This window comes from Rhizobium sp. NXC24 (genome assembly GCF_002944315.1).
In the GTDB taxonomy this organism is placed as follows: Bacteria; Pseudomonadota; Alphaproteobacteria; order Rhizobiales; family Rhizobiaceae; genus Rhizobium.
The window spans coordinates 1,348,060-1,371,085 of the sequence record NZ_CP024314.1 but is presented as its reverse complement, the minus strand read 5'-3'; the positions used below and the strand labels follow the sequence as shown (position 1 = coordinate 1,371,085).

The 23,026-nt window shown below is 55.7% G+C and carries 22 protein-coding genes and 3 pseudogenes; 17 read left to right on the top strand and 8 right to left on the bottom strand.

The window, feature by feature from the left end; genetic code table 11:
• Positions 1–11 precede the first annotated feature (11 nt).
• The 11 genes from NXC24_RS30500 to NXC24_RS30450 all read left to right on the top strand — a co-directional run bounded on the left by NXC24_RS30500 (position 12) and on the right by NXC24_RS30450 (position 10,519).
• Positions 12–1,313, top strand: coding sequence for a glycosyltransferase family 4 protein (locus tag NXC24_RS30500; protein ID WP_104827057.1), 1,302 nt, complete (start codon positions 12–14; stop codon positions 1,311–1,313).
• An 8-nt stretch (positions 1,314–1,321) separates the two neighbouring features.
• Positions 1,322–2,992, top strand: a complete 1,671-nt coding sequence (locus NXC24_RS30495; protein ID WP_104827056.1) for a hypothetical protein — start codon at positions 1,322–1,324, stop codon at positions 2,990–2,992.
• Positions 2,993–3,043: 51 nt separating this feature from the next.
• On the top strand, positions 3,044–3,811 hold the full coding sequence (rfbF, locus tag NXC24_RS30490; RefSeq protein ID WP_104827055.1) for a glucose-1-phosphate cytidylyltransferase: 768 nt from the start codon (positions 3,044–3,046) through the stop codon (positions 3,809–3,811).
• Between the two features lie 2 nt (positions 3,812–3,813).
• The gene (rfbG, locus tag NXC24_RS30485) at positions 3,814–4,890 is read left to right on the top strand and encodes a CDP-glucose 4,6-dehydratase (protein WP_199773665.1); all 1,077 of its coding nucleotides are present in this window, start codon (positions 3,814–3,816) and stop codon (positions 4,888–4,890) included.
• Positions 4,887–5,438, top strand: a complete 552-nt coding sequence (gene rfbC / locus NXC24_RS30480; protein ID WP_104827053.1) for a dTDP-4-dehydrorhamnose 3,5-epimerase — start codon at positions 4,887–4,889, stop codon at positions 5,436–5,438. Before rfbG ends, rfbC begins: the two co-directional genes overlap by 4 nt.
• Positions 5,435–6,661, top strand: coding sequence for a class I SAM-dependent methyltransferase (locus tag NXC24_RS30475; protein WP_104827052.1), 1,227 nt, complete (start codon positions 5,435–5,437; stop codon positions 6,659–6,661). Before rfbC ends, NXC24_RS30475 begins: the two co-directional genes overlap by 4 nt.
• Complete coding sequence (locus NXC24_RS30470; RefSeq protein WP_104827051.1) at positions 6,658–7,503, top strand: NAD(P)-dependent oxidoreductase; 846 nt, start codon at positions 6,658–6,660, stop codon at positions 7,501–7,503. The genes NXC24_RS30475 and NXC24_RS30470 overlap by 4 nt, the downstream gene beginning before the upstream one ends.
• A 183-nt stretch (positions 7,504–7,686) precedes the next feature.
• On the top strand, positions 7,687–7,884 hold the full coding sequence (locus NXC24_RS30465; protein ID WP_245464081.1) for a hypothetical protein: 198 nt from the start codon (positions 7,687–7,689) through the stop codon (positions 7,882–7,884).
• 168 nt (positions 7,885–8,052) lie between these two features.
• Positions 8,053–8,481, top strand: a complete 429-nt coding sequence (locus tag NXC24_RS30460) for a transposase (protein ID WP_104822824.1) — start codon at positions 8,053–8,055, stop codon at positions 8,479–8,481.
• Entirely contained in the window at positions 8,478–8,828 is a 351-nt protein-coding gene (gene tnpB / locus NXC24_RS30455) for an IS66 family insertion sequence element accessory protein TnpB (protein WP_104822825.1), read from the top strand. The genes NXC24_RS30460 and tnpB (NXC24_RS30455) overlap by 4 nt, the downstream gene beginning before the upstream one ends.
• Positions 8,829–8,875: 47 nt before the next feature.
• On the top strand, positions 8,876–10,519 hold the full coding sequence (locus NXC24_RS30450) for an IS66 family transposase (protein ID WP_104822826.1): 1,644 nt from the start codon (positions 8,876–8,878) through the stop codon (positions 10,517–10,519).
• On the opposite strand, the gene NXC24_RS30445 is transcribed toward NXC24_RS30450, so the two are convergent.
• Positions 10,488–10,733 carry a DUF6429 family protein gene (locus NXC24_RS30445; RefSeq protein ID WP_104822827.1) on the bottom strand — a complete coding sequence of 82 codons (246 nt, stop codon included), beginning with the start codon at positions 10,731–10,733 and terminating at the stop codon, positions 10,488–10,490. The genes NXC24_RS30450 and NXC24_RS30445 overlap by 32 nt on opposite strands.
• Positions 10,734–10,914: 181 nt before the next feature.
• On the opposite strand from NXC24_RS30445, the gene NXC24_RS30440 reads away from it, so the two are divergent.
• The 5 genes and pseudogenes from NXC24_RS30440 to NXC24_RS36010 form a co-directional block, all read left to right on the top strand.
• Entirely contained in the window at positions 10,915–11,295 is a 381-nt protein-coding gene (locus tag NXC24_RS30440; protein ID WP_104826327.1) for a transposase, read from the top strand.
• A complete protein-coding gene (tnpB, locus tag NXC24_RS30435) occupies positions 11,292–11,639 on the top strand; it encodes an IS66 family insertion sequence element accessory protein TnpB (protein WP_104826328.1) in 348 nt (115 codons plus the stop codon). The genes NXC24_RS30440 and tnpB (NXC24_RS30435) overlap by 4 nt, the downstream gene beginning before the upstream one ends.
• Positions 11,640–11,702: 63 nt before the next feature.
• Complete coding sequence (locus tag NXC24_RS30430; RefSeq protein ID WP_104826329.1) at positions 11,703–13,328, top strand: IS66 family transposase; 1,626 nt, start codon at positions 11,703–11,705, stop codon at positions 13,326–13,328.
• Positions 13,328–13,624, top strand: a complete 297-nt coding sequence (locus tag NXC24_RS30425; RefSeq protein WP_104827840.1) for a hypothetical protein — start codon at positions 13,328–13,330, stop codon at positions 13,622–13,624. The genes NXC24_RS30430 and NXC24_RS30425 overlap by 1 nt, the downstream gene beginning before the upstream one ends.
• Positions 13,625–13,671: 47 nt before the next feature.
• Positions 13,672–13,758: pseudogene (locus tag NXC24_RS36010) on the top strand (IS66 family insertion sequence element accessory protein TnpB); the annotation flags it as partial.
• A 103-nt stretch (positions 13,759–13,861) separates the two neighbouring features.
• Here the strand turns inward: NXC24_RS36010 and NXC24_RS30415 are convergent.
• The 7 genes and pseudogenes from NXC24_RS30415 to NXC24_RS30385 form a co-directional block, all read right to left on the bottom strand.
• Entirely contained in the window at positions 13,862–14,425 is a 564-nt protein-coding gene (locus NXC24_RS30415; protein ID WP_104827050.1) for a UPF0149 family protein, read from the bottom strand.
• Positions 14,422–15,246, bottom strand: a pseudogene (locus NXC24_RS30410) (IS66 family transposase); the annotation flags it as partial. The gene NXC24_RS30415 and the pseudogene NXC24_RS30410, both read right to left, overlap by 4 nt.
• Before the next feature lie 142 nt (positions 15,247–15,388).
• Positions 15,389–15,598 (bottom strand): annotated as a pseudogene (locus tag NXC24_RS36005) (transposase); the annotation flags it as partial.
• Positions 15,599–16,189: 591 nt separating this feature from the next.
• On the bottom strand, positions 16,190–18,097 hold the full coding sequence (cysC, locus tag NXC24_RS30400) for an adenylyl-sulfate kinase (RefSeq protein WP_104827049.1): 1,908 nt from the start codon (positions 18,095–18,097) through the stop codon (positions 16,190–16,192).
• Positions 18,097–18,987 carry a sulfate adenylyltransferase subunit CysD gene (cysD, locus tag NXC24_RS30395; RefSeq protein ID WP_104827048.1) on the bottom strand — a complete coding sequence of 297 codons (891 nt, stop codon included), beginning with the start codon at positions 18,985–18,987 and terminating at the stop codon, positions 18,097–18,099. The genes cysC and cysD overlap by 1 nt, the downstream gene beginning before the upstream one ends.
• 575 nt (positions 18,988–19,562) lie before the next feature.
• Complete coding sequence (locus tag NXC24_RS30390; protein ID WP_104827047.1) at positions 19,563–19,961, bottom strand: type II toxin-antitoxin system VapC family toxin; 399 nt, start codon at positions 19,959–19,961, stop codon at positions 19,563–19,565.
• On the bottom strand, positions 19,958–20,209 hold the full coding sequence (locus tag NXC24_RS30385) for an AbrB/MazE/SpoVT family DNA-binding domain-containing protein (RefSeq protein WP_104827046.1): 252 nt from the start codon (positions 20,207–20,209) through the stop codon (positions 19,958–19,960). The genes NXC24_RS30390 and NXC24_RS30385 overlap by 4 nt, the downstream gene beginning before the upstream one ends.
• Positions 20,210–20,901: 692 nt before the next feature.
• Between NXC24_RS30385 and NXC24_RS30380 the strand changes: the two genes are divergently transcribed.
• Positions 20,902–22,842: a methyl-accepting chemotaxis protein gene (locus tag NXC24_RS30380; RefSeq protein WP_104827045.1), complete on the top strand. Its 1,941-nt coding sequence runs from the start codon at positions 20,902–20,904 to the stop codon at positions 22,840–22,842.
• The last annotated feature ends 184 nt before the right edge of the window (positions 22,843–23,026 follow it).

The following is a 23,026-nucleotide window of genomic DNA, read 5'->3' as shown; positions in this document are numbered from 1 at the left end:
GGTATATTCTGATGGCCTTGAAGATCGGCTTTCTGACAGAACGATTGCTTTTAGGCTACGGGGTCGATCTTGTGGTACATGAGTACGCGAGCTTCCTTGTCAAAGATGGTCATTCCGTAACGGTTTTTTGCCAGAAGCTTGATAGCTCTGTTCTGCGCTCGTACAAAGTGATCGATCTTTCCCAGCAGGAAGCAGTCACAATGACTAGCTCCATGTCTCGCAACATCATCAACTTCGCAGCCTATTTTAATGATTGCGATATCGATGTTTGGATTGTAAATACGCCACCGTTTTATGATGCAATACCCCTTTTGCATTCTCCAGTTGTAGCAGTTGAATATGGCACTCCACCTGCCCATTTTTTTGCGCCGGAAATAGGTCGCAATCTAAGGGCGTCCGTTGCTTATCGCTTCAAGCACGTATTTCCGAAGCTGCGGAGCGAAGACAAAATATTATGCATCTCGCGAAGCATCCAGCGCTGGCTGCCGGACAAATCGCGCGCATTATCAGAGGTTGTATATCTAGGCTGCGATCATTATCCAAAAGCGACAACCGAAGAAGCCCGGCAGTTCAGAGAGGATCTTAAATTCGAATCCGATACTGTCGTCGTTCTATGGGTCGGCCGCGTGCAAGTTAGGACAGACGAACAACCGTATAAGAGGTTTTCTGAATTCCTCGAAATTGCCGAACGCGCTAGGTTAATGCAGCCCAAGCTGCGCTTCGTCGTTGTCGGGCGCGGCGGGGACGAGGAGGCCACCTTGTTAAGGGAACGCCACATCGAACCTTGTCTTAACCTCGCGGCTAATCGAATGGGTGCGGCGTTTGCCGGCAGCGATATTTTCGTAAGTACGTCACATTGGGAAGGTTTGAATTTGCCACTACTGGAGGCTCAGTATCAGGGTACGCCTGCAATTGCCTATCGCCATGGTCCCCACACGGAGGTTGTTCGCGACAACGAGACAGGTATTCTTGTTGACGACGCCGAAGGTTTGTTAAAGGCGATACTTTCGCTTGCGAATGATGAGAATGAGCGCCGCCGACTAGCATCGCGCGCGCATGCTTTTGCTGCGGGTTTTTCTTGGGAAAGGAGTGCAGTCGAATTGAGAGCCGCACTCATGCGTGCCCTGGATCGTGCAGAGCAGCGTGGGGCGACAAAGCGACCGGCCATTGACTTGAGCGGTTCCGGCTTGGGTGTTTTTGTGCTGCGCGATACCTATAATCGTCATGGATTTGTTTTTCTTTTGAAAAGAGCCATTCTGTCCCTGCGCTTCCGCCTTAGTCGGGTCCTTCGGCGAATGGGCGGCGGCCTATGAGCTCGACCATGTCTCTCAATGACTTCGTACTTGCCATTCTTGTCGGAGAACATCACCAGGCAACCGCTCCCACGCTGGAGTGTCTCCACGAATGGCGAACATCCGACGCGATTACCGTCGACCTCGTAGTTAACCGCAATTCCCAGCTCGACTATTTCACTTTTTTGGAGCAGGTGAGAGCACGCCATCCGAGCAAGCACCTGCTCATCATGCATGCGGACATTTATTTTGCAGAGGATTTTTTGCATCGCCTGCTGGAGCAGATCGCTCTCATCGAAGGCGCGGGCTTAGCGTGGGGGCTGCTGGGTCCGGCGGGCGTGAGCTATCCCTATTTTAAGATCGTCCGAAATATGGTCGATCACCACGGAATTCTTTATCCATTCCCGCATCCACTGCCCGCGGTGCATCTCGACGGGCATTTGCTTGTAATCCACAAAGATCTCGTTTTGGATTTTGATAAGGATTATCGAGGCTTTCACCACTACGACACATTGCTCTGCATCCGGTCCTGGGCGCAGGGTCTTCCAGTCTTCACAATCAATCTTCCGTTGCGGCATCTGGGTCAAGGTAATGTCACCGAATGGCAGGAGCGCTCGGAAGTTCTTGGACGGAATCTCGGCAAGGTTTACGGCAACAAGACGATCGTAACGTCCATGGGGCCGGTCAAACTTGACGTGCAGCCAGGCGTGACGCGTGACTTCTACAAGCATGAGGTGGAGGCAACGCTTTCCCGGCGTTTTCGGCACCGTACACTACCAGAAGTCACGCTCGTCATGCGCTGCAACGATTGTGATGAGAGTGATCTCCGGGAGGCCTTGCTTGGCATTTGCGGACAATTCGAAAAGCCATCGCGCGTGATCGTCATCTGCTCGGAACGGCTCCGCACATCCCAGCAATCGACATTCGAATACTTCGAAAATTTTGTCGATCTCCTGGCATTATCTCCAGATCCAACCATTTCTGTTGCAGCCGAAGATGTGTTGATGGGATGTAAGGAAGCGATTAGGGCGTCGTTAAAGAGCTTTGGATTGGTAGCTTTCGTTGATGCCAAAACCACGTTGTTTCCGAACTATGTTCGCGACGCTCGTCAGTTCCATGTCCTGGCAATAGGCGTCGAGGATGTCGTGGCCGCATTTGACATGAACTATGCTGTCTTCGAAACCAACAAAGACGGATGCGACCTAGACGCTCGCCTAGTTGAAGGTTGGAGGACGGAGACTATTGAGGATCTTGTTTCCGGTGCCGTCCTTCCGTTGGCCTCTTTTGTCATGCCAATAGCAATATTGCATTCCATTCTTGACAACCACATACGTGGCGCACTCTCAGAAAGAGTATTCGCATTCAAGCTAGCCGCAAGGACTCGTGTCTTTTTCCTCCGGCGACTTGGGGGCTTTTTGCGTACAAACACAGCACAGCTTTCGTCAGTGGCTGGGCCGCTGGCTGAAGTTGCGATGCATGGCGAATTTTTACGTGCTTCTTATCCGTTTACATATCTATGGATGAAGCGACATGCTAGCGCTTCGCCAGTGCCTGTGCAGGCACCATCGATCGGGTCTGCTCATATTTCTCGTGAGCAATTGTTGGTGATGAAGTTATCGCAATACCCTCGATTAGTCGGTGGTATTTTCATGCTCCATGGCTTATGGAAGCGCTTGCAAAGGCGTTCCGCTGCGCGATAAAGCCTACAATGGGACGAGACGTTACTTGTAAGGAAGATATAGAGGTATCTGATGAAAGCGGTCATTTTGGCGGGTGGATATGGGACACGGATAAGCGAGGAGTCGCATCTGCGTCCAAAGCCGATGATCGAGATCGGCGGCAAGCCAATCTTATGGCACATCATGAAGATGTACTCCCACCATGGCATCAATGATTTCATTATTTGCCTCGGTTATAAGGGATATATAATCAAGGAATATTTTTCGAATTATTTCCTCCATACGTCTGACGTCACTTTCCGCATGCAGTCGAATGACATCGAAATACATCAGCGCAATGCTGAACCCTGGAATGTAACGCTCATCGATACAGGCGAAAAGTCGATGACGGGCGGTCGCCTCAAGCGCGTGGCCCATTATCTGAACGGCGACACGTTTTGCTTTACCTATGGTGATGGCGTGTCCGACATCGATATCACGGCACTTATTGCGCACCACCGTGGTGCAGGTCGTAAGGCTACGGTTACGGCGATCCAACCGCCCGGCCGTTACGGCTCATTGTTGATCGAGAATGGTGCGGTTCAGCAATTCCAGGAAAAGCCGGCAGGTGATGGCGTGTGGATCAACGGAGGCTTCTTTGTGCTGGAACCTTCCGCTGTTAGCTATATTGAAGGCGATCTGACAATATGGGAGCAGGAGCCGCTCCAAACGCTTGCCCGAGAAAACCAGCTATCGGCCTACAAACATACCGGCTTCTGGCAAGCAATGGATACCCTGCGCGAAAAGAATCTACTTGAGGACATGTGGGCATCCGGCCATGCTCCGTGGAAGAGCTGGTAAGCATGTTCGGCAACATTTACAAAAACCGGAAGGTTTTCATCACGGGCCATACTGGTTTCAAGGGAAGCTGGCTCTGCCTTTGGCTTCGCAAGCTTGGTGCAGAACCCGTGGGGCTTGCATTGGCGCCGGAAACTGAGCCGAACCATTGGGATCTGCTTGGCTTGGATATGCCGTCTCACTTCGTCGATATTCGCGATCGGAACGCCGTTCGCGATGTTATCGCAGCCAGCCAGGCAGAAATTGTGTTCCATCTAGCTGCACAGCCGCTCGTGCGGCGTTCATATCGCGAACCAATCGAGACTTGGGATATCAATGTCACCGGAACGGTTAACGTCCTGGATGCGTGTCGCGCCAGCGAGACGGTAAAGGCTATTGTCGCTGTGACAACAGATAAGTGTTACGAAAACAATGAATGGGTCTGGGGCTACCGCGAAACCGATCGCTTAGGCGGCCATGATCCCTATAGTGCGTCCAAGGCGGCCGCGGAGATTGCAGCGGCGAGTTATCGCCGTTCGTTTTTGGAAAAGGGCGGTCAGCTTCTCGCGACTGCACGGGCGGGAAATGTCATCGGCGGCGGTGATTGGTCTGAAGACCGGTTGATCCCCGACCTTGTTCGCGCGGCGAAAGCTGGGCAGAAGCTGGAAATCCGGTCTCCCTCTGCTACACGCCCTTGGCAGCATGTACTCGAATGCCTCGCCGGCTATCTCATGTTGGGAAAAGCACTGCTCAGCGGTGACAGCACGGCTGCGGAGGCTTGGAATTTCGGCCCTGACAAAGAAGGCAATCGTCCGGTTATCCAAGTGCTTGAAGCGATGAAGGAGGAGTGGCCGGTCGTGGAATGGTTCTATCCTGCCACGCAGCAGCCACACGAAGCAAATCTTCTTTACCTCGACAGCAGCAGGGCACGGGAGCGGTTGGAGTGGCGGCCCGTGTTATCTTTTCCGGAGACCGTCGAACTGACAATCTCCTGGTATCGGGAGTTCATCGAAAACGGCAACGTGCCATCGGCCGGCCAACTGGAGCGTTATTGCACACTTGCATCGACGCGAGGCATAGCTTGGTCCGGGGATGTCGAATGAAACTGACGAAAACTAAAATTGAAGGCCTATTCGTCGCGGAAAGCACGATCATCGGCGATTCGCGTGGGACATTTTCGCGGGTCTATTGCCAAAACGAACTCGAACCTGCGATTGGCGATCGAACAATTCGTCAGGCGAACGTTTCGATGACCGCTGCCGTTGGCACCGTGCGCGGTATGCATTATCAACACGCCCCGCGGGCCGAGATGAAAATTGTTCGGTGCATTGAGGGGCGGGTTTTTGATATTGCTGTCGACCTCCGGCGCGGTTCTTCCACTTTTTTACAATGGTACGGCGTAGAACTTTCTCCTGAGAATGGCCTCGCTTTTGTGATCCCCGAGGGCTGCGCACACGGGTTTCAGGTGCTGGAAGAAAACTCGCGCCTTCTATATCTGCACACGGAATTTTATTCCCCGGAACACGAAGGCGGCGTCCGGTATAACGATCCCCGCGTGGGCATAGAATGGCCGTTGCCACCAGTTCATCTTTCATCCAGGGATGTGAGCCATCCCCTTCTTGACGAAAATTTCCATGGAGTCGACCTATGAAGTGCCGCCATTGTGCAAACGAACTGAAGTTTGTTTTCCTGGACCTCGGTCATGCTCCAGCCTCAAATGACTACTTGAACGCAGAACAGCTTACGCAATCTGAAATACACAATCCGTTGCGCCTGTTTGTTTGTGAGGAGTGCTGGCTGGTCGAAACCGACGATTACAAGAAGGCAGAAGATCTTTTCGCACGCGACTACGCATATTTCTCGTCAACATCGCAAAGCTGGCTTCGTCATGCCCAGGCTTATTGCGACATGATTGAGAATCGCCTGCAACTGTCATCGTCGAGCTTCGTGATTGAGGTCGCTTCCAATGACGGGTATCTCCTGAAGAACTTCGTTGCAAAGGGAATTCCATGCCTCGGCGTAGAGCCGACGGACAGCACGGCAGATGCAGCCGAAAAGCTTGGCGTGCCCACGCTTAGAAAGTTTTTTGGAACGGAAACCGCGCGCGCCTTGGTGAATGAGGGGCAATCGGCAGACCTCATTTGCGGCAATAATGTCTATGCGCATGTGCCCGATATCAACGACTTCACAGCCGGCCTCGAAATTGTGCTGAAACCGGGCGGAACAGTAACGCTCGAATTTCCACATTTGATGCGTCTGATAGAGAGTGTTCAGTTTGATACTGTGTATCACGAGCATTTTTCCTACCTTTCGCTTGGGACCGTAAAGCGCATCTTTGAGCGGGCTGGTCTGCGTCTTCTCGATGTGGAGGAAATTCCTACCCATGGCGGAAGTCTGCGCGTGTATGGATGCCGCACGGCGGATTCCCGTGCCACTTCACCGCGCGTGTCAGAATTGCTGGAGCGTGAAGAGAAGTTCGGCCTGAAGAAGCTCGACACCTATCTTGACTTCCAGCAAAAGGCCGACGTTATCAAGAACGACTTTCTTTCCTTCCTGCTGGAGCAGAAAAAGAACGGCAAGGTGGTGGCGGCATATGGCGCAGCTGCCAAAGGCAATACGTTGATGAACTATGCGGGGCTCAAGACGGACCTCGTGCAGTTTGTATGCGATGCCGCTCCGTCGAAGCAGGGAAAGTTTATGCCAGGGAGCCATATACCGATTCTGCATCCCGATGAATTGGCGAAGCGTAAGCCAGACTGGGTCGTGATTTTGCCCTGGAATATTGCCGCGGAGGTCGTCGAAACACAGTCTGCGGTTCGTGCCTGGGGTGGTAAGTTCGTCGTTGCCATCCCCACGCTGACTGTTCTGCCATGAAAATCGCGGTTTCAGGCGCCACGGGCTTTGTGGGCAGGCATGTTGTGGCACGCCTCCTTAATGATGGGCACGATATCGTGGCGATCGCTCGGGATGCGAGTAAAGCGACTAAAATGCCGTGGGCAGACCCGGTAACGTTTTTGGCTTTCGATTTATATCGCGAGCCAGAAGCAATGGCGTCGCGAATGGAGCGCCCTGACATATTCGTTCATCTCGCCTGGCCAGGTCTTCCCGACTATCGCGGTCTATTTAACCTGACGCACAATCTCGGCGCAGAGATAGCTTTGTTCCGCTGGCTTATTGAATGGGGCGTACCTCATTTGGTCGTCGCTGGAACCTGTCTCGAATACGGGCTGCAATTCGGCCCCTTGGCCGAATATGCAGAGACACGTCCAACTACGCCCTATGGTCTTGCTAAGGATACACTTCGCAAGACGCTTCAGCTTATGCAGAACACTCAATCGTTCACGTTGCAGTGGATGCGGCTGTTCTACATGTATGGACCTGGCCAATCAGAACGAAGCCTTCTGTCGCAGCTTGATAAGGCGCTCGCAGAGAAGCGGCCCACGTTTGATATGTCACCCGGCGATCAGCTTCGCGACTATCTTCCTATTGAGGAGGTGGCCGAGCGTTTCGCACGCGTGATCGCGCAAACGGAGATTTCGGGCATCATCAATTGCTGCAGCGGCCGCCCCATTTCTGTGCTCGATCTAGTCGAGCGGCATCTTCAGGCAAACTCAGGCTCCATTCATTTGAACCGTGGAGTTTATTCCTATCCCGACTATGAAGCGCTCGCTTTCTGGGGTGTGCCGGAAAAATTGAAGGCTCTTGGTTTTCGATAATCGGCGACCTCGCCCAGTGCAGGGCATTAATTTGATCTGGCCATACCTATCCCGAAAAAAGGACCGTAAGCGGCACCATTTGGTTCTTTACGAAGTAAGCGCGCAAATCGCTGCACCTGTTCATTGGCGGAGTGTTGAGCGAATCTGTGTCCACAACGGAGACTGTGGATACAATGACATTGGATGGCGCGGGAATTTCAGGGGGAGCTTCGGGTCGTCAAGGTTCTTCGCAATGGCAAGCGGCGGTTTGATCCGGTCGAGAAGGAACGCTTGATCGACGCGGCCCTTGAGCCGGGGGTATCGGTTGCAGGGCTTGCGCTGAAGTACGGTGAGCGCGACGAACAACCCACCTTTTCTTTTGTGAATGAGGCCGTGAGATAAGCTCCTTCATCGATAGGAGCGGAATGGAATGTAAGCGCCGTCTCCGCCCCATTGGATTGGCTGTATTTTGAGGCTTGCCGTACGCATCCGAGTTGGGCCGCATTGTGCAGTGAGTGAGAGTGTGGATGCTCTGTCTATATAGACGGCAATATAGACGGTGCTTCACACATGGACTTGAGGAATGATCTCACCGGGCATTTCAGCCGGATGGAGATTGTCGATAGCGGGCGTCGCCGGCGTTTCACGGATGAAGCGAAGCTGGCGATCGTGGCTGAGAGTTATAACGGCCCGCGACAGGTGACGGCCACGGCGCAGCGTCATGGGATCACGCGCTGGCAGTTGAATGCCTGGCGCAGGGCCGCGCGGGAAGGACGGCTTGTCCCCCGCTCGGCGAACGGATTTGTTCCAGCGATCGTTGTTACCGAGCCTAATGTTGCGAATACGCCACCTGCGGCGACTGTCGCTGTGCCGCCTTCTGTCACCGCGCCCGGTCGCATGGAGGTGGTGAGTGCGAACGGCCGGCGTGTGATCGTCGGTCGGGATGTCGACGTGGACGTCCTGCTGCGGCTCATTTGTGGTCTGGAGACGTTGCGATGAACCCGTTTCCGATGGGAACGGGGGTCAAGGTGTGGCTGGCGACGGGACATACAGACATGCGGTGCGGCTTTCCTTCGCTGGCCCTTCGGGTGCAGGAGGTGTTGAAACATGACCCTCTGGGCGGTCATCTGTTCTGCTTCAGGGGTCGACGAGGTGATCTGGTAAAATTAATTTGGCATGACGGCCAAGGCGCCTGCCTGTTCACGAAAAAATTGGAGCGCGGGCGGTTTATCTGGCCCAATGTTGAAGGCGGCGCCGTCGCGATCTCGGCCGCACAGCTTTCTTATTTGCTGTCGGGAATTGACTGGCGGGCGCCGCAGGAAACCTGGCGTCCGACACGGGTTTGAGCGCCTTCTTCATTGAATTTGTTCAGGAAATATGCTCTAAAATTTGCATGTCATTGCCACCGCTTTCCCTTCCGGACGATCTTGCCAGCGCCCACGCCGCGCTGCTGGCGGAACGCGAGGCGCGGTTGCAGGCGGAGGCCGAAGCGACCAAAGCCAAGGCAGAGCTTTCCAGCATCGAGGCGCTCAACGCCCATCTGCAATTGCTGATCGCCAAGTTGGAACGCGACAAACACGGTCCGAGCCGGGAGCGCACCCAGCGGCTGATCGACCAGATGGAATTGCAGCTCGAAGAGCTGGTCGCCGACGCGACCGAGGACGAGCTTGCGTCCGAAGCGGCCTCTGCCAAAAGCCAGACCGTTCGGGCCTTCACTCGCAAGCGGCCGGTGCGCAAACCCTGGCCGGACAATATCGAGCGGGAACGTGTCGTCATCGAAGCTCCTGGCGCCTGCATCCATTGCGGTAGCGAACGGCTGTCGAAGCTGGGCGAGGATACTACCGAGACGCTGGAGGAGATCCCACGCCGCTTCAAGGTGGTCGAGACCGTCCGGGATAAGTTTACTTGCCGGGAGTGCGGCTGCATCAGCCAGGCGCCGGCGCCGTTCCATGCCACACCGCGCGGCTTTCTCGGCCCCAACCTTCTCGCCACTATAGTCTTCGACAAATTCTCCGAGCATCAGCCGCTCAACCGCCAGAGCCGGCGTTTCCGCAGCGAGGGAATTGATCTGTCCACCCAGACGCTTGCCGACCAGGTTGGCTACGTCAGCGCCGCCGTCAAGCCGCTCTTCGATCTCATCGAGACGCACGTGTTTGCGGCCGAGCGATTGCATGGCGACGACACCACTATCCCGATTCTCGCCAAAGGGCAGTGCATCACCGGCCGGATCTGGACCTACGTTTGCGACGATAGGCCCTTTGGGGGACAGTCGCCACCGGCCGCCGTCTTCTACGCCTCCAGCGACCGGCGTGGCGAACATCCACAACGACATCTGGCCGAGTTCAAAGGCATTCTGCAAGCTGACTGCTATAATGGCTTCAATCCGCTCTTTGATCGTACGAAGAAACAAATACCGGTGACGCCGGCTTTCTGTTTTGCCCACGCGCGCCGGAAGTTCTTCGAGCTGGCCGACGTCTCTCGCAGTGCGCGCCGCGGTAAAGGCGCACGGCCTGTCTCGGCGACGGCGTTGGAAGCGGTTAAACGCATCGACGCGTTGTTTGCCATCGAGCGCGATATCAACGGCACAAGCGCCGAGGAGCGGCTTGCCGTGCGCCAGGAAAAGAGCAAGCCGCTGCTCATCGAGTTGGAGGCCTGGTTGCGCCAGGAACAGGAGGGCCTCTCACGCTCCTCACCGGTCATCGAACCGATCAACTACATGCTGTCGCGCTGGGTCGATTTTGCCAGATACGCCGATGACGGCAGGATTTGCATGACGAATAACGCGGCGGAAAGAGCCCTGCGCGGCGTGGCTTGCGGCAGAAAAAATTGGAGCTTCGCCGGTTCCGATCGCGGCGCCGACCGGGCCGCCATCATGCTGACCCTGATTACGACGGCTCGCCTCAACGACATCGATCCAAAGGTCTGGCTTGCCGACGTGCTGGCCCGCATCGCCGAGCTTCCCGTCTCCCGCCTGCATGAGCTCTTGCCTTGGGAGTGGAAGGTGATCAAGGCGATGGAAATCCCGGCTGCCGCGTAAACAGTTTCCGAAACAGCTCTTCCGACCGGCGCAGACCCTCGTCCGTCAGCACCAGTGACTTCGACTTGTTCACCGGATCGCCGATCAGGCCTTTCTGATACAAGCGATCAGTCGTCGCCCACTCAAACCCCTTCCAGGCGCAACGCTCGTTGTGAAGCGTCAGCCATAGCAACGCCAGCACCGTGTCGTCAATTTTGTCCTCGTCGATCTCCATTCCGCAAGCTTACCACGCGCGACCCCAAAGATCCCTGCGGCCTACCTCGGATGGATACGGCTTGCCGCGTGTGCGAGAAGGTGTAACCGCCCGATTGTGGCCGCCTGTCGGAGATCGGCTTACTTGTTTATGACCCGTCTATAACGACGTCGTTAGCGACGTGCTTTAGGCGAGACCTGTGATGCGCGTGGAAATTCTCGGCGATGAACGTCGCCGACGTTGGAGTGATGAGAGCAAGCTGGAGGTCGTGCTGTCGGTAGGCGTCGACGGCGCGTCGGTGACAGAGGTGGCGCGCCGGTATTCGGTCACGCGGCAGCAGGTTTACACCTGGCGGCGTGAATTGCGGAAGAAGGGCCTGCTGTCGCCGCCGTCGACGACGGTGTTTCTGCCGCTGGACATGCCGCCGGCAGGGGACAGCAAAGAGGCTCGGGCTTTTGAAGGCATGCAGGTTTTGCCTGCAATGATGGAATTGCAACTGCGCTGCGGACGAAGCCTTCGCTTCAGTGGCGATGTTGATGTGGTTGCACTGAAGCGCCTGATCCGGGCAATCGAGGCGGCATGATCGGGCCTGGGACAGGTGTTCGGGTTTATATCGCCTGCGGTGTCACGGACATGCGCAAGGGGATAGAGGGGCTGGCTGCTCTTGCCCAGGATGTGCTGCGCCAGAAGCCGACGGGAGGTGCGGTCTTCGCGTTTCGGGGCAAGCGGGGCGACCGTTTGAAGCTATTGTATTTTGACGGCCAGGGGTTCTGCCTTTATTACAAAATCTTGCAGAAAGGGCGGTTTCCATGGCCCTTGGCAGCAGATGGAGCAGCCCGGTTGACGTCTGCTCAACTGGCAATGCTGTGGGAAGGGATTGATTGGCGACGGCCCGACTGGGGCGTTCCTCCGGCCCGTGTCGGTTGACTTTATCTCCCTGAATCTGCGTGTTTTTATGGATATTGACCCTGACCTGTGGTAGTCAGGTTCATGTCAAACGCGAGCCAAAATCTTCCCGATGATCCGGCCTTCCTGAAGGCGATGATCGCCTCGCTTGAGGCGAAGAACGCGAAGATGTCTGCGACCTTGCAGGCGCATGATCAGTTGATCCAGTCCCTGCGGCTGCGCATCGCCAGGCTGAAGAAACATGGCTTCGGCAAGTCGTCGGAAAAGATCGAACGGGAAATCCAGCAGTTGGAACTGGCGCTCGAGGACCTGATGATTGCCGCTTCGGAAGGCAGCAGCGAGCCACTCGCCGAGGACGAAGAAACGGAGCCTGCCGCGCCTGAGGAAAGCATGCCTGAAAAGACCATGCGCCGCCGTCCGCGCGTGTCGGACAAGGCCGCTCGCGAGCGCAGGGAACTTGATCCCGGAACGTGCTGCCCCGCTTGTGGTGGCGAACTGCGGCTTGTCGGCGAAGACGTCAGCAAAATCCTCGACATGATCGCCGCACAGATGAAGGTCATCGAGATCGCCCGGCTGAAGAAGTCCTGCCGCTGCTGCGAGAAGATGGTGCAGTTGCCCGCGCCCAGCCGTCCGATATCGGGCAGCATGGCGGGCGCTGGTCTTCTGGCCTATATCCTGGTCTCGAAGTTCGACGACCACTTGCCGCTCTATCGCCTGAACGAAATCTTCGCCCGCATGGGCGTTGATATCCCCGACAGCACGTTGGTCGATTGGTGTGGCCGCGCCATGCAGGTGCTCCTGCCGCTGATCGAGTTGATCGAAGCCGCGATCATGAGCAGCGACCTTCTCCACGCCGACGACACGCCGATCCGGGTTCTGGATCGTTCTCTACGCGACAAGGGGCTGGGGAAAGGGGTGAAGAAGGGCAGGCTCTGGACCTATGTCCGGGACCAGCGCCCATGGGCGGGCATAGCTCCGCCCGGTGCGGTCTATTATTTTGCTCCCGACTGGAAGGAAGAGCACGTTCACCGTCACCTCAAGGAGGCGAGCGGCATCCTTCAGGCCGATGGCTACAAAGGCTATGCGAAGTTATATGAGGCCGGAACGGACGGGAAACGCCGCTTCCGGGAGGCTTCATGTTGGGCGCATTGGCGGCGCGACTTCCACGATATCTGGACCTCGAACAAATCCGAGATTGCCCGCGAGGCTCTCGACCGTATCGGCGCGCTTTACGACATCGAGCGCGGCATTGCAGGCAAGTCTGCCGATATCCGTCTTGCCGCGCGCCAGAAGCACAGCAAGGCAAAGGTCGAAGCATTCCGCGTCTGGGCCGAAGCGCAACTGACCCGTATCCCCGGCAAGAGCGATCTGGCGGGCGCTTTCCGGTACGGCTTGAGCAGGTGGTCTTCATTCTGCCTGTTCCTGGAAGATGGCCGTGTCGCAATCGATAACAACGCCGCCGAGCGGGCGTTGCGTCCTATCGGCGTTGGAAGACGAAACTGGCTCTTCGCGGGTGCCGACACTGGAGCAGAAACCCTGGCGCGGGCCATGACGATTATCGAAACCGCCAAGATGAATGGCCTTGATCCGCAGGCCTATCTGGCTGATGTGCTCGACCGCATTCAGGATCACAAGATAAATCGCCTCGCGGAGCTGCTTCCATGGAACTGGAAGCCGACAGCGGCAATCATCTGCGCCGAGGCCGCTTGATGGCAACGGTCAGCTTCGTCTTCACCATCGACTATGTCGCCGAAATCCTCGATGAGGACGTCGACCTCCTCAGGGAGATCATCAGCAATGATGACAACCTGACCTATGGGAATATCATCAGCGTCGTGACCGGAGATGACGAGAGCACACCCGCTCTGACAGACGATGGCATCGACGAACTTAGGCAGATGCTGACTGAGGCGCGTCGGTCAGCCGAAAAATGGCAGGAGTTCCTCGATTGCTTTGTCCTCGACGAAGAGATCGCCGCACGCGTCAAGCCATATTCCCCGCGGTAGCAATCGGGCCGTTACGAGAAGGTTTCCAGGACCACCTGGAGATTGGCATGGCAGATGATGGATTTGTTGGGATCTACGAAGTTATCGCGCCGCGCCGCGGAAACCGGCGTTGGCCGGATGATGTGAAGGGTAAGCGTTGTTCCGGGCACACCGCGCCTTGACCAGGACGGTTTGAAGGTGAGCGCGACGAACATCCCACGGTTTTAGGCGTTGATGGGATCGCAATAGCACTTTCTTTCAGAACTTCTGCTTTGCCCTCTTCGGCATAAAGTAGGTTCGGATATTGACGAGCGCTTCAGCGACGGCAGCAGCATCCTGGCGGGTCGCTTTCCGTTTTGTCTCGCCGAGCTTGCGGATGGGCGCGATGATATCGCCAGTGACGGCATGACCTCGAAGGACCGGCTGCCAAAGCCTCGGCGCGTATCCTGTTCCCAGCAGAAAGCAGAGATCCCAATCGAATGGATCAAAGGTCTGATCATCGATCCTGGTGAACTTGGGCCGGTGGTCTTTCGGCGTTTCGGAGAGGCTTGCCGAGATCCGGTTGTACTCTGCAACGATCGTCTGCACGGCCCGATGTTCGATTGTCTCCATCGGCAGATTCAGGGCATCCGGGCCGGTCAGTTCCGGGATCCATTGGCGTGGGTCGATGAACTTCGGGCCGATGATGAGAGCCGTAAGATAACCATCGAGGCCGCTCATTGACCAGATAGGCGATGGCGGACGACGTTTCCTGATAAAGGCTTCGAATGCGTCGTCATCGAGCTTCGGTCGCGGCGTCATCTCCTGGCTGTTCTGTATCATGCCGCTTGTCGCTCCTGCTGTGTCATCGCTTCGCGCTCAGCCTTCCAGGCCCAAGGCAAAAGGCTCTCCATCTCGTTGGCTTTCACTTTGCCGGAGATGATGCGCTCCAGCACATCGGCAAGCCAGACGTCGGGATCCACGCTGTTAAGCTTTGCCGTGTTGACGAGCGATGCCAGGATCGCGAAGGTCTTGCCACCGCGCTCGTTTCCCACGAACAAAGAATTCTTCCTCGTCAGGGCCACCGATTTCATCGAACGCTCGACCACATTGGAGTCCACTTCGACCCGGCCATCATCGAAGAAGGCTGTCAACCCGCTCCAGTGGTTGAGCGTGTAGGTGACGGCTTTGCCAAGCGCCGATTTCGCCGACACCTCTTCGCTCAGTTCGGTGAGCTGGACCTTCAGTTCTCTCATGATGGGAGCCGCCTCGCGACGCCTGCCGCTAAGCCGGGTATCTTCATCTTCCCCTCGTAGTTTTGCTTCGATGCGATAGACCTCGGCAATCCTGGCAAGGATCGACAAGGCCTCCGAAGAGCCGGTTAGCTTGACGACGTCAACGAACTTTCGCCGGGCGTGGGCCAGGCAGAAGGCCAGCCGCACGGGGGCAACGTTGCTCTTGCCCCGACGTTTGACCATGGTTTTATAGGCTTGGTATCCATCAACTTGGAGCACGCCGGCAAATGACGATAGTTGCCCCTCGATCTCGCGCGCACTGCGGCTTTCGGCAAAGATGTAGGCCACGGCCGGTGGCGCCGGACCATTCCATGGCCGATCGTCGACCGCCTGGGCCCATAACTGGCAAAGCTTGGTGCGTTTGCGCCCTGACAATGCCGCTCAGCAGCGCCGGATCGATCGAAGCGCTGACGCGAAGTGTCGTGTCGCCCACCTGGATCTCGATAGCGTCCGTCCGCACCGCCTCGAAACGAGTAAAAGCCTCATTGTTTTCGGTTGCTCTCAGGCGCTGAACCGAACCAGATGCGAGGGCTACTCGCCGCCATCCAAAGAGCTGCGACGGGTCCATTCCATGGGCACGCGCGACCGCAGAGACATTCGCGCCCGGAGCCAGCGCTTGTTCCAGGATCAGAGCTTTTGCCTCATCTGACCACGACTTCGGTTTCCGCCGCGTTCGCACCGGCTCCGCCGTCAGAATTTCGAACGTACGACCATGATTCATATCTTCACTCATAGGATCCCCAGCATGATTCATGCTGAAAATGAGTGATTTTCTATCTGGATGCTACGCGGGGTCGCCTATGCGCTTACGTATCAGGGGGGTAAAGTGCAATTGAATATGGGCCATGCCAGTTGCTAATAGACACATTGCGGGCCTATGAAAATAGGCCGCAAAAGCGGCCCTGCGTTTATTCTGACTTAAAGTGATTTCGTGGTCACGGCGTGGAAAATTCAACTTAATAGCTAGATATTTTATTTCACAAAAATCAACCTCCATGCGGATCAAACAAAAAGGCATTATTTTGGAAAATATTCCTTGATGATAAATGCCCACGTGTATTCGAAAGTTGCTTCTGTACTTCATCTCGATCAGAGAGTATTGCGCGCATTAGATAATATTGACCAAGCCGCGGTGGTTTTTCTGGTTTCTGCTGGCCCCTGAGCTGGACCGATATCGTCAACTGTGGCAAGCCGTTCGCTGCGTGCGTTGGCAATCCCATTCAACAACGCCAAGTCTTGGCGTTTTCGACAGTGCCGTGAGTGCCCGTGTCGCGCTGTGCTTGAACCAGCAGCAGCGGATTGGGCGCTTGGGCTAGACGAAAGTGATATAATCAACCAAGCGTTTGACACTTTCCACAAGTGGTGTGCTCACGCCTTGAATCACAAAGTCAGGCGACGTCGGCGCCTCATATGGACTACTAACACCCGTCATGTTCGGCAATTTCCCATCGCGCGCCTTCCGGTAAAGGCCTTTCGGGTCACGCTGTTCGCAGATATCGAGCGGCGTATCGACGAAGACTTCCAGGAAGTTCTCGAGTCCGATCAGTTCGCGCGCCATCTCTCGTTCTCGGCGGAAAGGTGAAATAAAGGCCGTGAGCACGATGAGCCCCGCGTCCATCATCAGCTTGGCCACTTCGGCAATTCGTCTGATATTCTCCACGCGATCCGCGTCGGTAAAGCCCAAGTCCTTATTGAGACCTTGCCTGATATTGTCACCATCCAGGATATATGTGCGCTTGCCTTGATTGTGCAGCTCCATCTCAAGGGCATTGGCCAATGTTGATTTCCCGGAGCCGGACAAGCCCGTAAACCAGATCACCTTGCCCTGATGCTCATTCAAACGCTCGCGATCTTGCCGGGTGATCGACAGCATTTGGTGATGCACGTTTTGGGCACGTCGAAGATTGTGGCGGATCATGCCGGCGGCGACGGTCTCGTTCGTATACCGGTCGACGAGAATGAAGGCGCCCAGTGTTTTCGATGTCGAATAGCTGTCGAAAACGAGAGGGCGGCTCAGGGATACGTTGCAGACAGCTATGTCGTTGAGCGCCAGGGTTCGCCCGGCGGTGTGTGCAAACGTATCGACATCGATGTGATATTTAATGCTGGTGATCGATGCGGACGCCCATTGGGTCGCAAGCTTGATTTCGTATTGACGGCCAATCAGACCCGCATCTGCGCTCATCCAGATCAGGGTGGCTTCAATGTGATCAGACATCTCCAAGGGCTTTTGCGCGTAAGATAGAACATCGCCGCGGCAAACGTCGATGTCTCGATCGAGTCTGAATGTGACGGCTGCCCCTTCGTCGGCCCGCCTCGTGGTTCCATCCATCGTGACGATTTCAGCTACACGCGCAACTTGACCTGAAGCTGTTACGCGTATTTCGTCCCCAACCTCCAACTTGCCCTCGACAATCGTGGCCGAGACACCTCGGAAATCCGCAGTCGGTCTATTGATCCACTGCACTGGAATAACAAGCCGGTCGGAGGGCGTGCGCGTTATCTTGACGGTCTCCAAGAGGTCCATCAGCGGCGGCCCGAGATACCATGGGGTATGTGCGGCGCGCCGGGCTATGTTGTCGCCGCAAAGAGCGCTGATCGGGATCTGGGTAATGCTCTCAAATCCCAGTGTGGCGGAGAACGTCGAGATTTCCTCGCATATCTGATCGAATATTTGCTCGTCGTATCCGACCGAATCCATCTTGTTTATCGCGGCGACCACGTGCCGAACGCCGAGCAGCGAGGCGAGATAGGCATGCCGGCGTGTCTGTGTCAGAACACCTTTGCGAGCGTCGACGAGCAGGATTGCGACATCGGCGGACGACGCTGCAGTGGCCATGTTGCGCGTATATTGCTCGTGGCCGGGGCAATCGGCGAGGATGAACTTTCGTTTTGGCGTGGAAAAATAGCGGTAGGCGACGTCTATGGTGATGCCTTGTTCGCGTTCGGCGGATAGACCATCGACCAGCAGTGCGAGGTCGATTTCATCACCCTGCGTGCCATAGCCTTTCGATTCAGCTTTCAGTGCCGCCAATTGATCGTCAAGTAACTGCTGCGATTCCCAAAGAAGGCGACCGATAAGGGTACTCTTGCCGTCGTCTACGCTGCCGCATGTAATAAGGCGCAAAATATCCCGAGACTGTTCCTGATGCTGAAAACGCGCAAATACCTCTTCGGATGATAAGAGATCTTGGTTGCTGTTCTGATCCAGGCTGAGCATCAGAAATAACCCTCTAATTTCTTTTTTTCCATGCTCGCCGACGAACCAGTGTCGATCAGCCGGCCTTGTGGCTCGGACACGGGCGCCTGGATGAGTTCAGCGATTATGCCTTCAATGGTATCGGCCTCGGATTCGATAGCACCCGTCAGTGGATAGCAACCTAGTGTTCGGAAACGAACTCTGCGACGAGTGATTTCCTCGCCGGGCAATAACCTCATGCGATCATCGTCAACGGCAAGAATCATACCGTCACGTAGAACGACCGGACGCTCCTTGGCGAAATACAACGGCACAACTGGAATGCCCTCCTGGAAGATATATTGCCACACATCCAATTCCGTCCAATTGGAGAGCGGAAAGACCCTCATGCTTTCACCGGGGGCTTTGCGGGTATTGTAGAGGCTCCAAAGTTCTGGCCGTTGATTCTTCGGGTCCCAACAATGATTGCGCGTGCGAAAGGAAAATACCCGCTCTTTAGATCGCGACTTCTCCTCATCGCGTCGGGCTCCCCCGAAAATCATATCAAAGCGATGATGATCGAGTGCCTGCTTCAACCCTTCCGTTTTGGTAATGTTGGTGTGAAGCGCCGCGCCGTGGTCAAAGGGGTTTATGTCCTTTTCGATCGCTTCAGGATTGACGTGAACCAGCAGATCCATTCCAGTTTGCTGCGGGATAAGATCGCGAAAGTGGTACATTTCCTGGAATTTCCATCTTGTATCCACATGCAATAGGGGCAATGGCGGCTTAGCTGGAAAGAATGCCTTCCTGACAAGATGAAGCAGAACTGAGCTGTCTTTGCCGATTGAATAGAAAAGGACCGGCCTGTCAGCCTCGGCAACCGCTTCGCGAATGATTGTTATGCTTTCCGCCTCAAGTCGATTTATATGCATCCTTAATATTGCCTTTAGGGAGGTGCGATTGACCGCGACCTGCGGCTATCTCCCTTTTACTTTGCCAAAGATATTGGGTGAAAACTCTTCTTGAAATGGCCGCGCCTTCCAGCCAGCATCGTCAAAGTCGTGGTGCAGAATCTTGACCAAGGACAAAGCGCACGTCCGTTACGATTTGGAAAACTGGATCTCATCGCAGGGTATGGCGCCCCATCCGTCGCATCATTGTTTTGTGCAAAAAAGCCATTCGCTGCCGATCCTCAAATCAACGGACTGTGCAGCATCATCTGACCCTGTGGCCAATTGAACAACGCCGAATCGCGAGCCGCGCAGCATTTAAAATACCTAACGCGCTCTTGAAAAAATGCTCGATATTTAGAGTTGTAAGAATGGGTAGAAAATCGGTTTTCCTGCCATATCCACTGCAAAAGATCGCTTCAGGTATTTGAATGAGATGGGGAGTTTTCAGCCTTCTTCTTCATCATCTCGACGATGCGATCTTCCTTTGTGGATTATTCCCGGATTTTTTGGAAGTTTGTTCCAGAGTTGCGAAGAACGCGCGATTTAATCCGGTGTTAAAGCAATAGCCGTGCGGTCTCTCCTTTCTGGGTCAAGAGTTCCACTGCTTGTTTGTCGAACGATACAAAGGTTTCTCCGCCCAACCAATTGCCCTCATAGGCGATGATACCATCTGCGAAATCACCTCCGGCTTCGAGGATTGTAAGCCCCGCCTCGACCGCGGGGCGGTTCATCACGACATTCCCGGCATTTAGTAGGTCACGGATCGTCATGGCGACGTCTTCTTTTGGCAGCTTGGCGCCCCTGCGCAGTATCCAGACCAGTTCACACAGGCAGGGCAAGGAAACCGCGATCAATGATGCTTCTCTTAGCAGTTTGCTAGCGGCGTTTCCTTGCCCCAGATCGTCCTGCAGAACAGCGCGAGCCAGGACATTCGTATCGACGGAAATTTTCACTCTTCACCCGCCCAACCGGAAGCGGCGATCTCGTTCATTTCTTCGATTGTCATCGGCTTTTTGACTTTCCCGGCGTGCCGGCCGATGAAATTATCAATGGTGCCTGTTGGCCGCGCGGCTCTCACTCGAAGCTCACCGCCCGGCAGCTTGTCAAAGTCAATCCGTTCGCCAGGTTTAATGCCCAAGTGCTGCAGCAAATCCCGCTTTAGTGTGACCTGACCTTTCATTGTGACCGCTAGGGACGTCATCGATGATCCTTTCTGTAATATCATCTATAAGGTAATTGAAAATATCATTACCAGCAAGATGAGATATACCCAGAGAGGTTCTACACAGACGGAGCTTGCGGAAAGCTTCATGGTCCGAGTACGGCTCGTCGTGACTCGTTGTCGCCGGCACTCAAGGCATTCGCTAACCGCCCACTCAACCTACTGTGATGACACATATCACCAGGTTTTATCCTATTCTGTTCGCTCCGGCGGTTTTGGGTTGCTGTAGTCGGCGGTAGCGGCGGGGGGAGGTCCGGAGCGATTTCGGCTGCGCAGCAGGGCATCGCGCCCGGCTGGCGTTGCTGCCCTTACGACCAGACACTGCGCCATCGCCGGTCCGAGCTTGAACTGTGCGATGAGATCGCGAAGCGTTCTGCTTACAATAGCGCCTTTCAGAAAAGTCTGGCGGATGGGTGTCCGCTGTATCGCTGCAGTCTCGGCATAAAGGAGCTGCTTCCCGCGGGGATGAGACCTATTATTCAGTTTGAAGTCGAAATTTACCCATTAACCGATTTGTCAGCATGTTTTGCTTAAATTCGAATACAGCGCATTTGCGTCGAGCATGATGCTCCTTGACTGTGATGCCCGGTCACTGATCGGCACGCGCATTTTGCGCCGATGATTTCATCTGGCGGCAGAGCGATTGCCTGACAATTGCACGATGAGCCCCCATGTCGTTTCTTCAGAACACCAAGATTCGCACGAAGATTCTTTCCGTCATCATCCCGATCTGCGTTGTTGGAATTGCCGGCATCATCGCGATGTCGCAGAGTTATAGAGCGGCAAATGATGCCTATGCCGGCCTCCTTGCAAACGACGGGACCGCCACGATCCAGATGGCACGAGCGAGCCAGCGCGTAGTCGCGCTCAGCTATAACGCCTATCAGGTCCTCGCCTACAGCGCCAAGGATCCGGAGATGCCGGGCTTTGTCAAAGACTACGGCGAAAACAAGAAAGCTTTGCTGGACTGGTTTGACTCCATAAAGCGTCTGGTCCCGGAACAGGCGGCGTCAGTTGATGTGCTCGCGGACAAAGCCAGAGCAATGACCGCCATCATGGATAAGGCCGTCGAAGCAGGGGCGAAGGATGACGAGGAGAGTGCGAAAGGATTGCTGAAACAAGCAGATCCGATGATTGAAGACGAGATCCTGAGTGTCCGGCATTGGATCGAAAATTCGACCAAGAACGTCAGCACGCAAAGCGACACTTTAACCAGCCAGACAAATGGCACGATCCTCTATACATTGACGACGCTCGGCATCGTCTTCGTCGCCGCAATCTTGGCCGGCCTGTTTGTCGCGGCCAAGGGTATTACGACGCCGATCGAGAAACTGCGGGAACGCATGGTGTCTCTTGCCGGTGGAGAAACCGAGACATCGGTCATCGGACTGGAGCGCAAGGACGAGGTAGGCCAGATGGCCGCAGCCGTTGCTGTCTTCCGCGACAATGCGATCGAGCGCATCCGGCTGGAGCGCGACGCAGATGCCAACCGCAGCCTTTCTGATCGGGAACGCATGGAGCGGGACGCACAGAAGGCGAGGGAGGCAGCCGAAACCGAATTCGCTGTCAAGGCGCTGGCTGATGGCCTCGGAGCACTGTCAAACGGCAATCTCAACTACCGCATCGACAAGCCGTTCGTCAGCCATCTCGACCAGTTGCGCAGCGATTTCAACGGCTCGATGACAAAGATGCAGCAGGCGCTACGAGCCGTTGGCGACAATGCCCGCGGCATCGATGCCGGTGCCAACGAAATCCGTTCGGCCGCGGACGATCTGTCGAAGCGCACGGAGCAGCAGGCAGCATCCGTCGAGGAAACCGCCGCTGCGCTCGAACAGATCACCACGACAGTTAAAGACTCCACGAAGCGCGCCGAGGAGGCTGGCCAGTTGGTCGCTCAAGCCCGTATCGGCGCCGAAAAGTCGGGTATCGTGATGCGCGAGGCTGTCGCCGCCATGGAGGGTATCGAAAAGTCTTCCAGCGAGATCACGAACATCATCGGCGTGATCGACGAAATCGCCTTCCAAACGAACCTGCTGGCTCTCAATGCCGGCGTCGAGGCGGCGCGCGCTGGCGAAGCGGGCAAGGGCTTTGCGGTCGTTGCCCAGGAGGTCCGTGAACTGGCGCAGCGCTCGGCACAGGCCGCCAAGGAGATCAAGGCGCTGATCTCGACTTCCAGCAATCAGGTGCGCAATGGCGTCGAACTCGTGGCGCGGACCGGCCAGTCCCTAAGCCAGATTGTCCAGGAAGTCGAAGAGATCGACGCCAATGTGAAAGCGATCGTCGAGGCGGCACGGGAACAAGCAACGGGGCTCGCCGAGATCAATACGGCCGTGAATGCAATCGACCAGGGGACGCAGCAGAATGCGGCGATGGTCGAGCAGTCGAACGCAGCAAGCCATAGCCTTGCCAAGGAAGTCGCATCACTCAACAGTCTGCTGAGCCAGTTCAGCGTCGAGGAAGGCTATAGGCAACCGCGCCTGGCCGTGGCGAGCGAGCGTCACCAGCCGGCCGCGTCACCGGCCCGCTCGCTCAGGGCCAAGATCGCCGGTGCCTTTGACGGAGGCGTCGCAACTGCGACGGCAGCGTCAAAGGACGGCTGGGAAGAGTTTTGAGGAAAGTGAAGATTGCGAAAGGGCGAGGGATACCCCGCCCTTACAGCTTCTTTCAATGAGCAGCCGGCCATCTGATGTCGGCGGTATGAGCACCCATAAATGGCGTTGTGCAGCATATAGGCATGATCATTTGCTTGGCGGCCGCGACATCGCGATGCCACTGAACCAGCCAGTGGCACCCCAA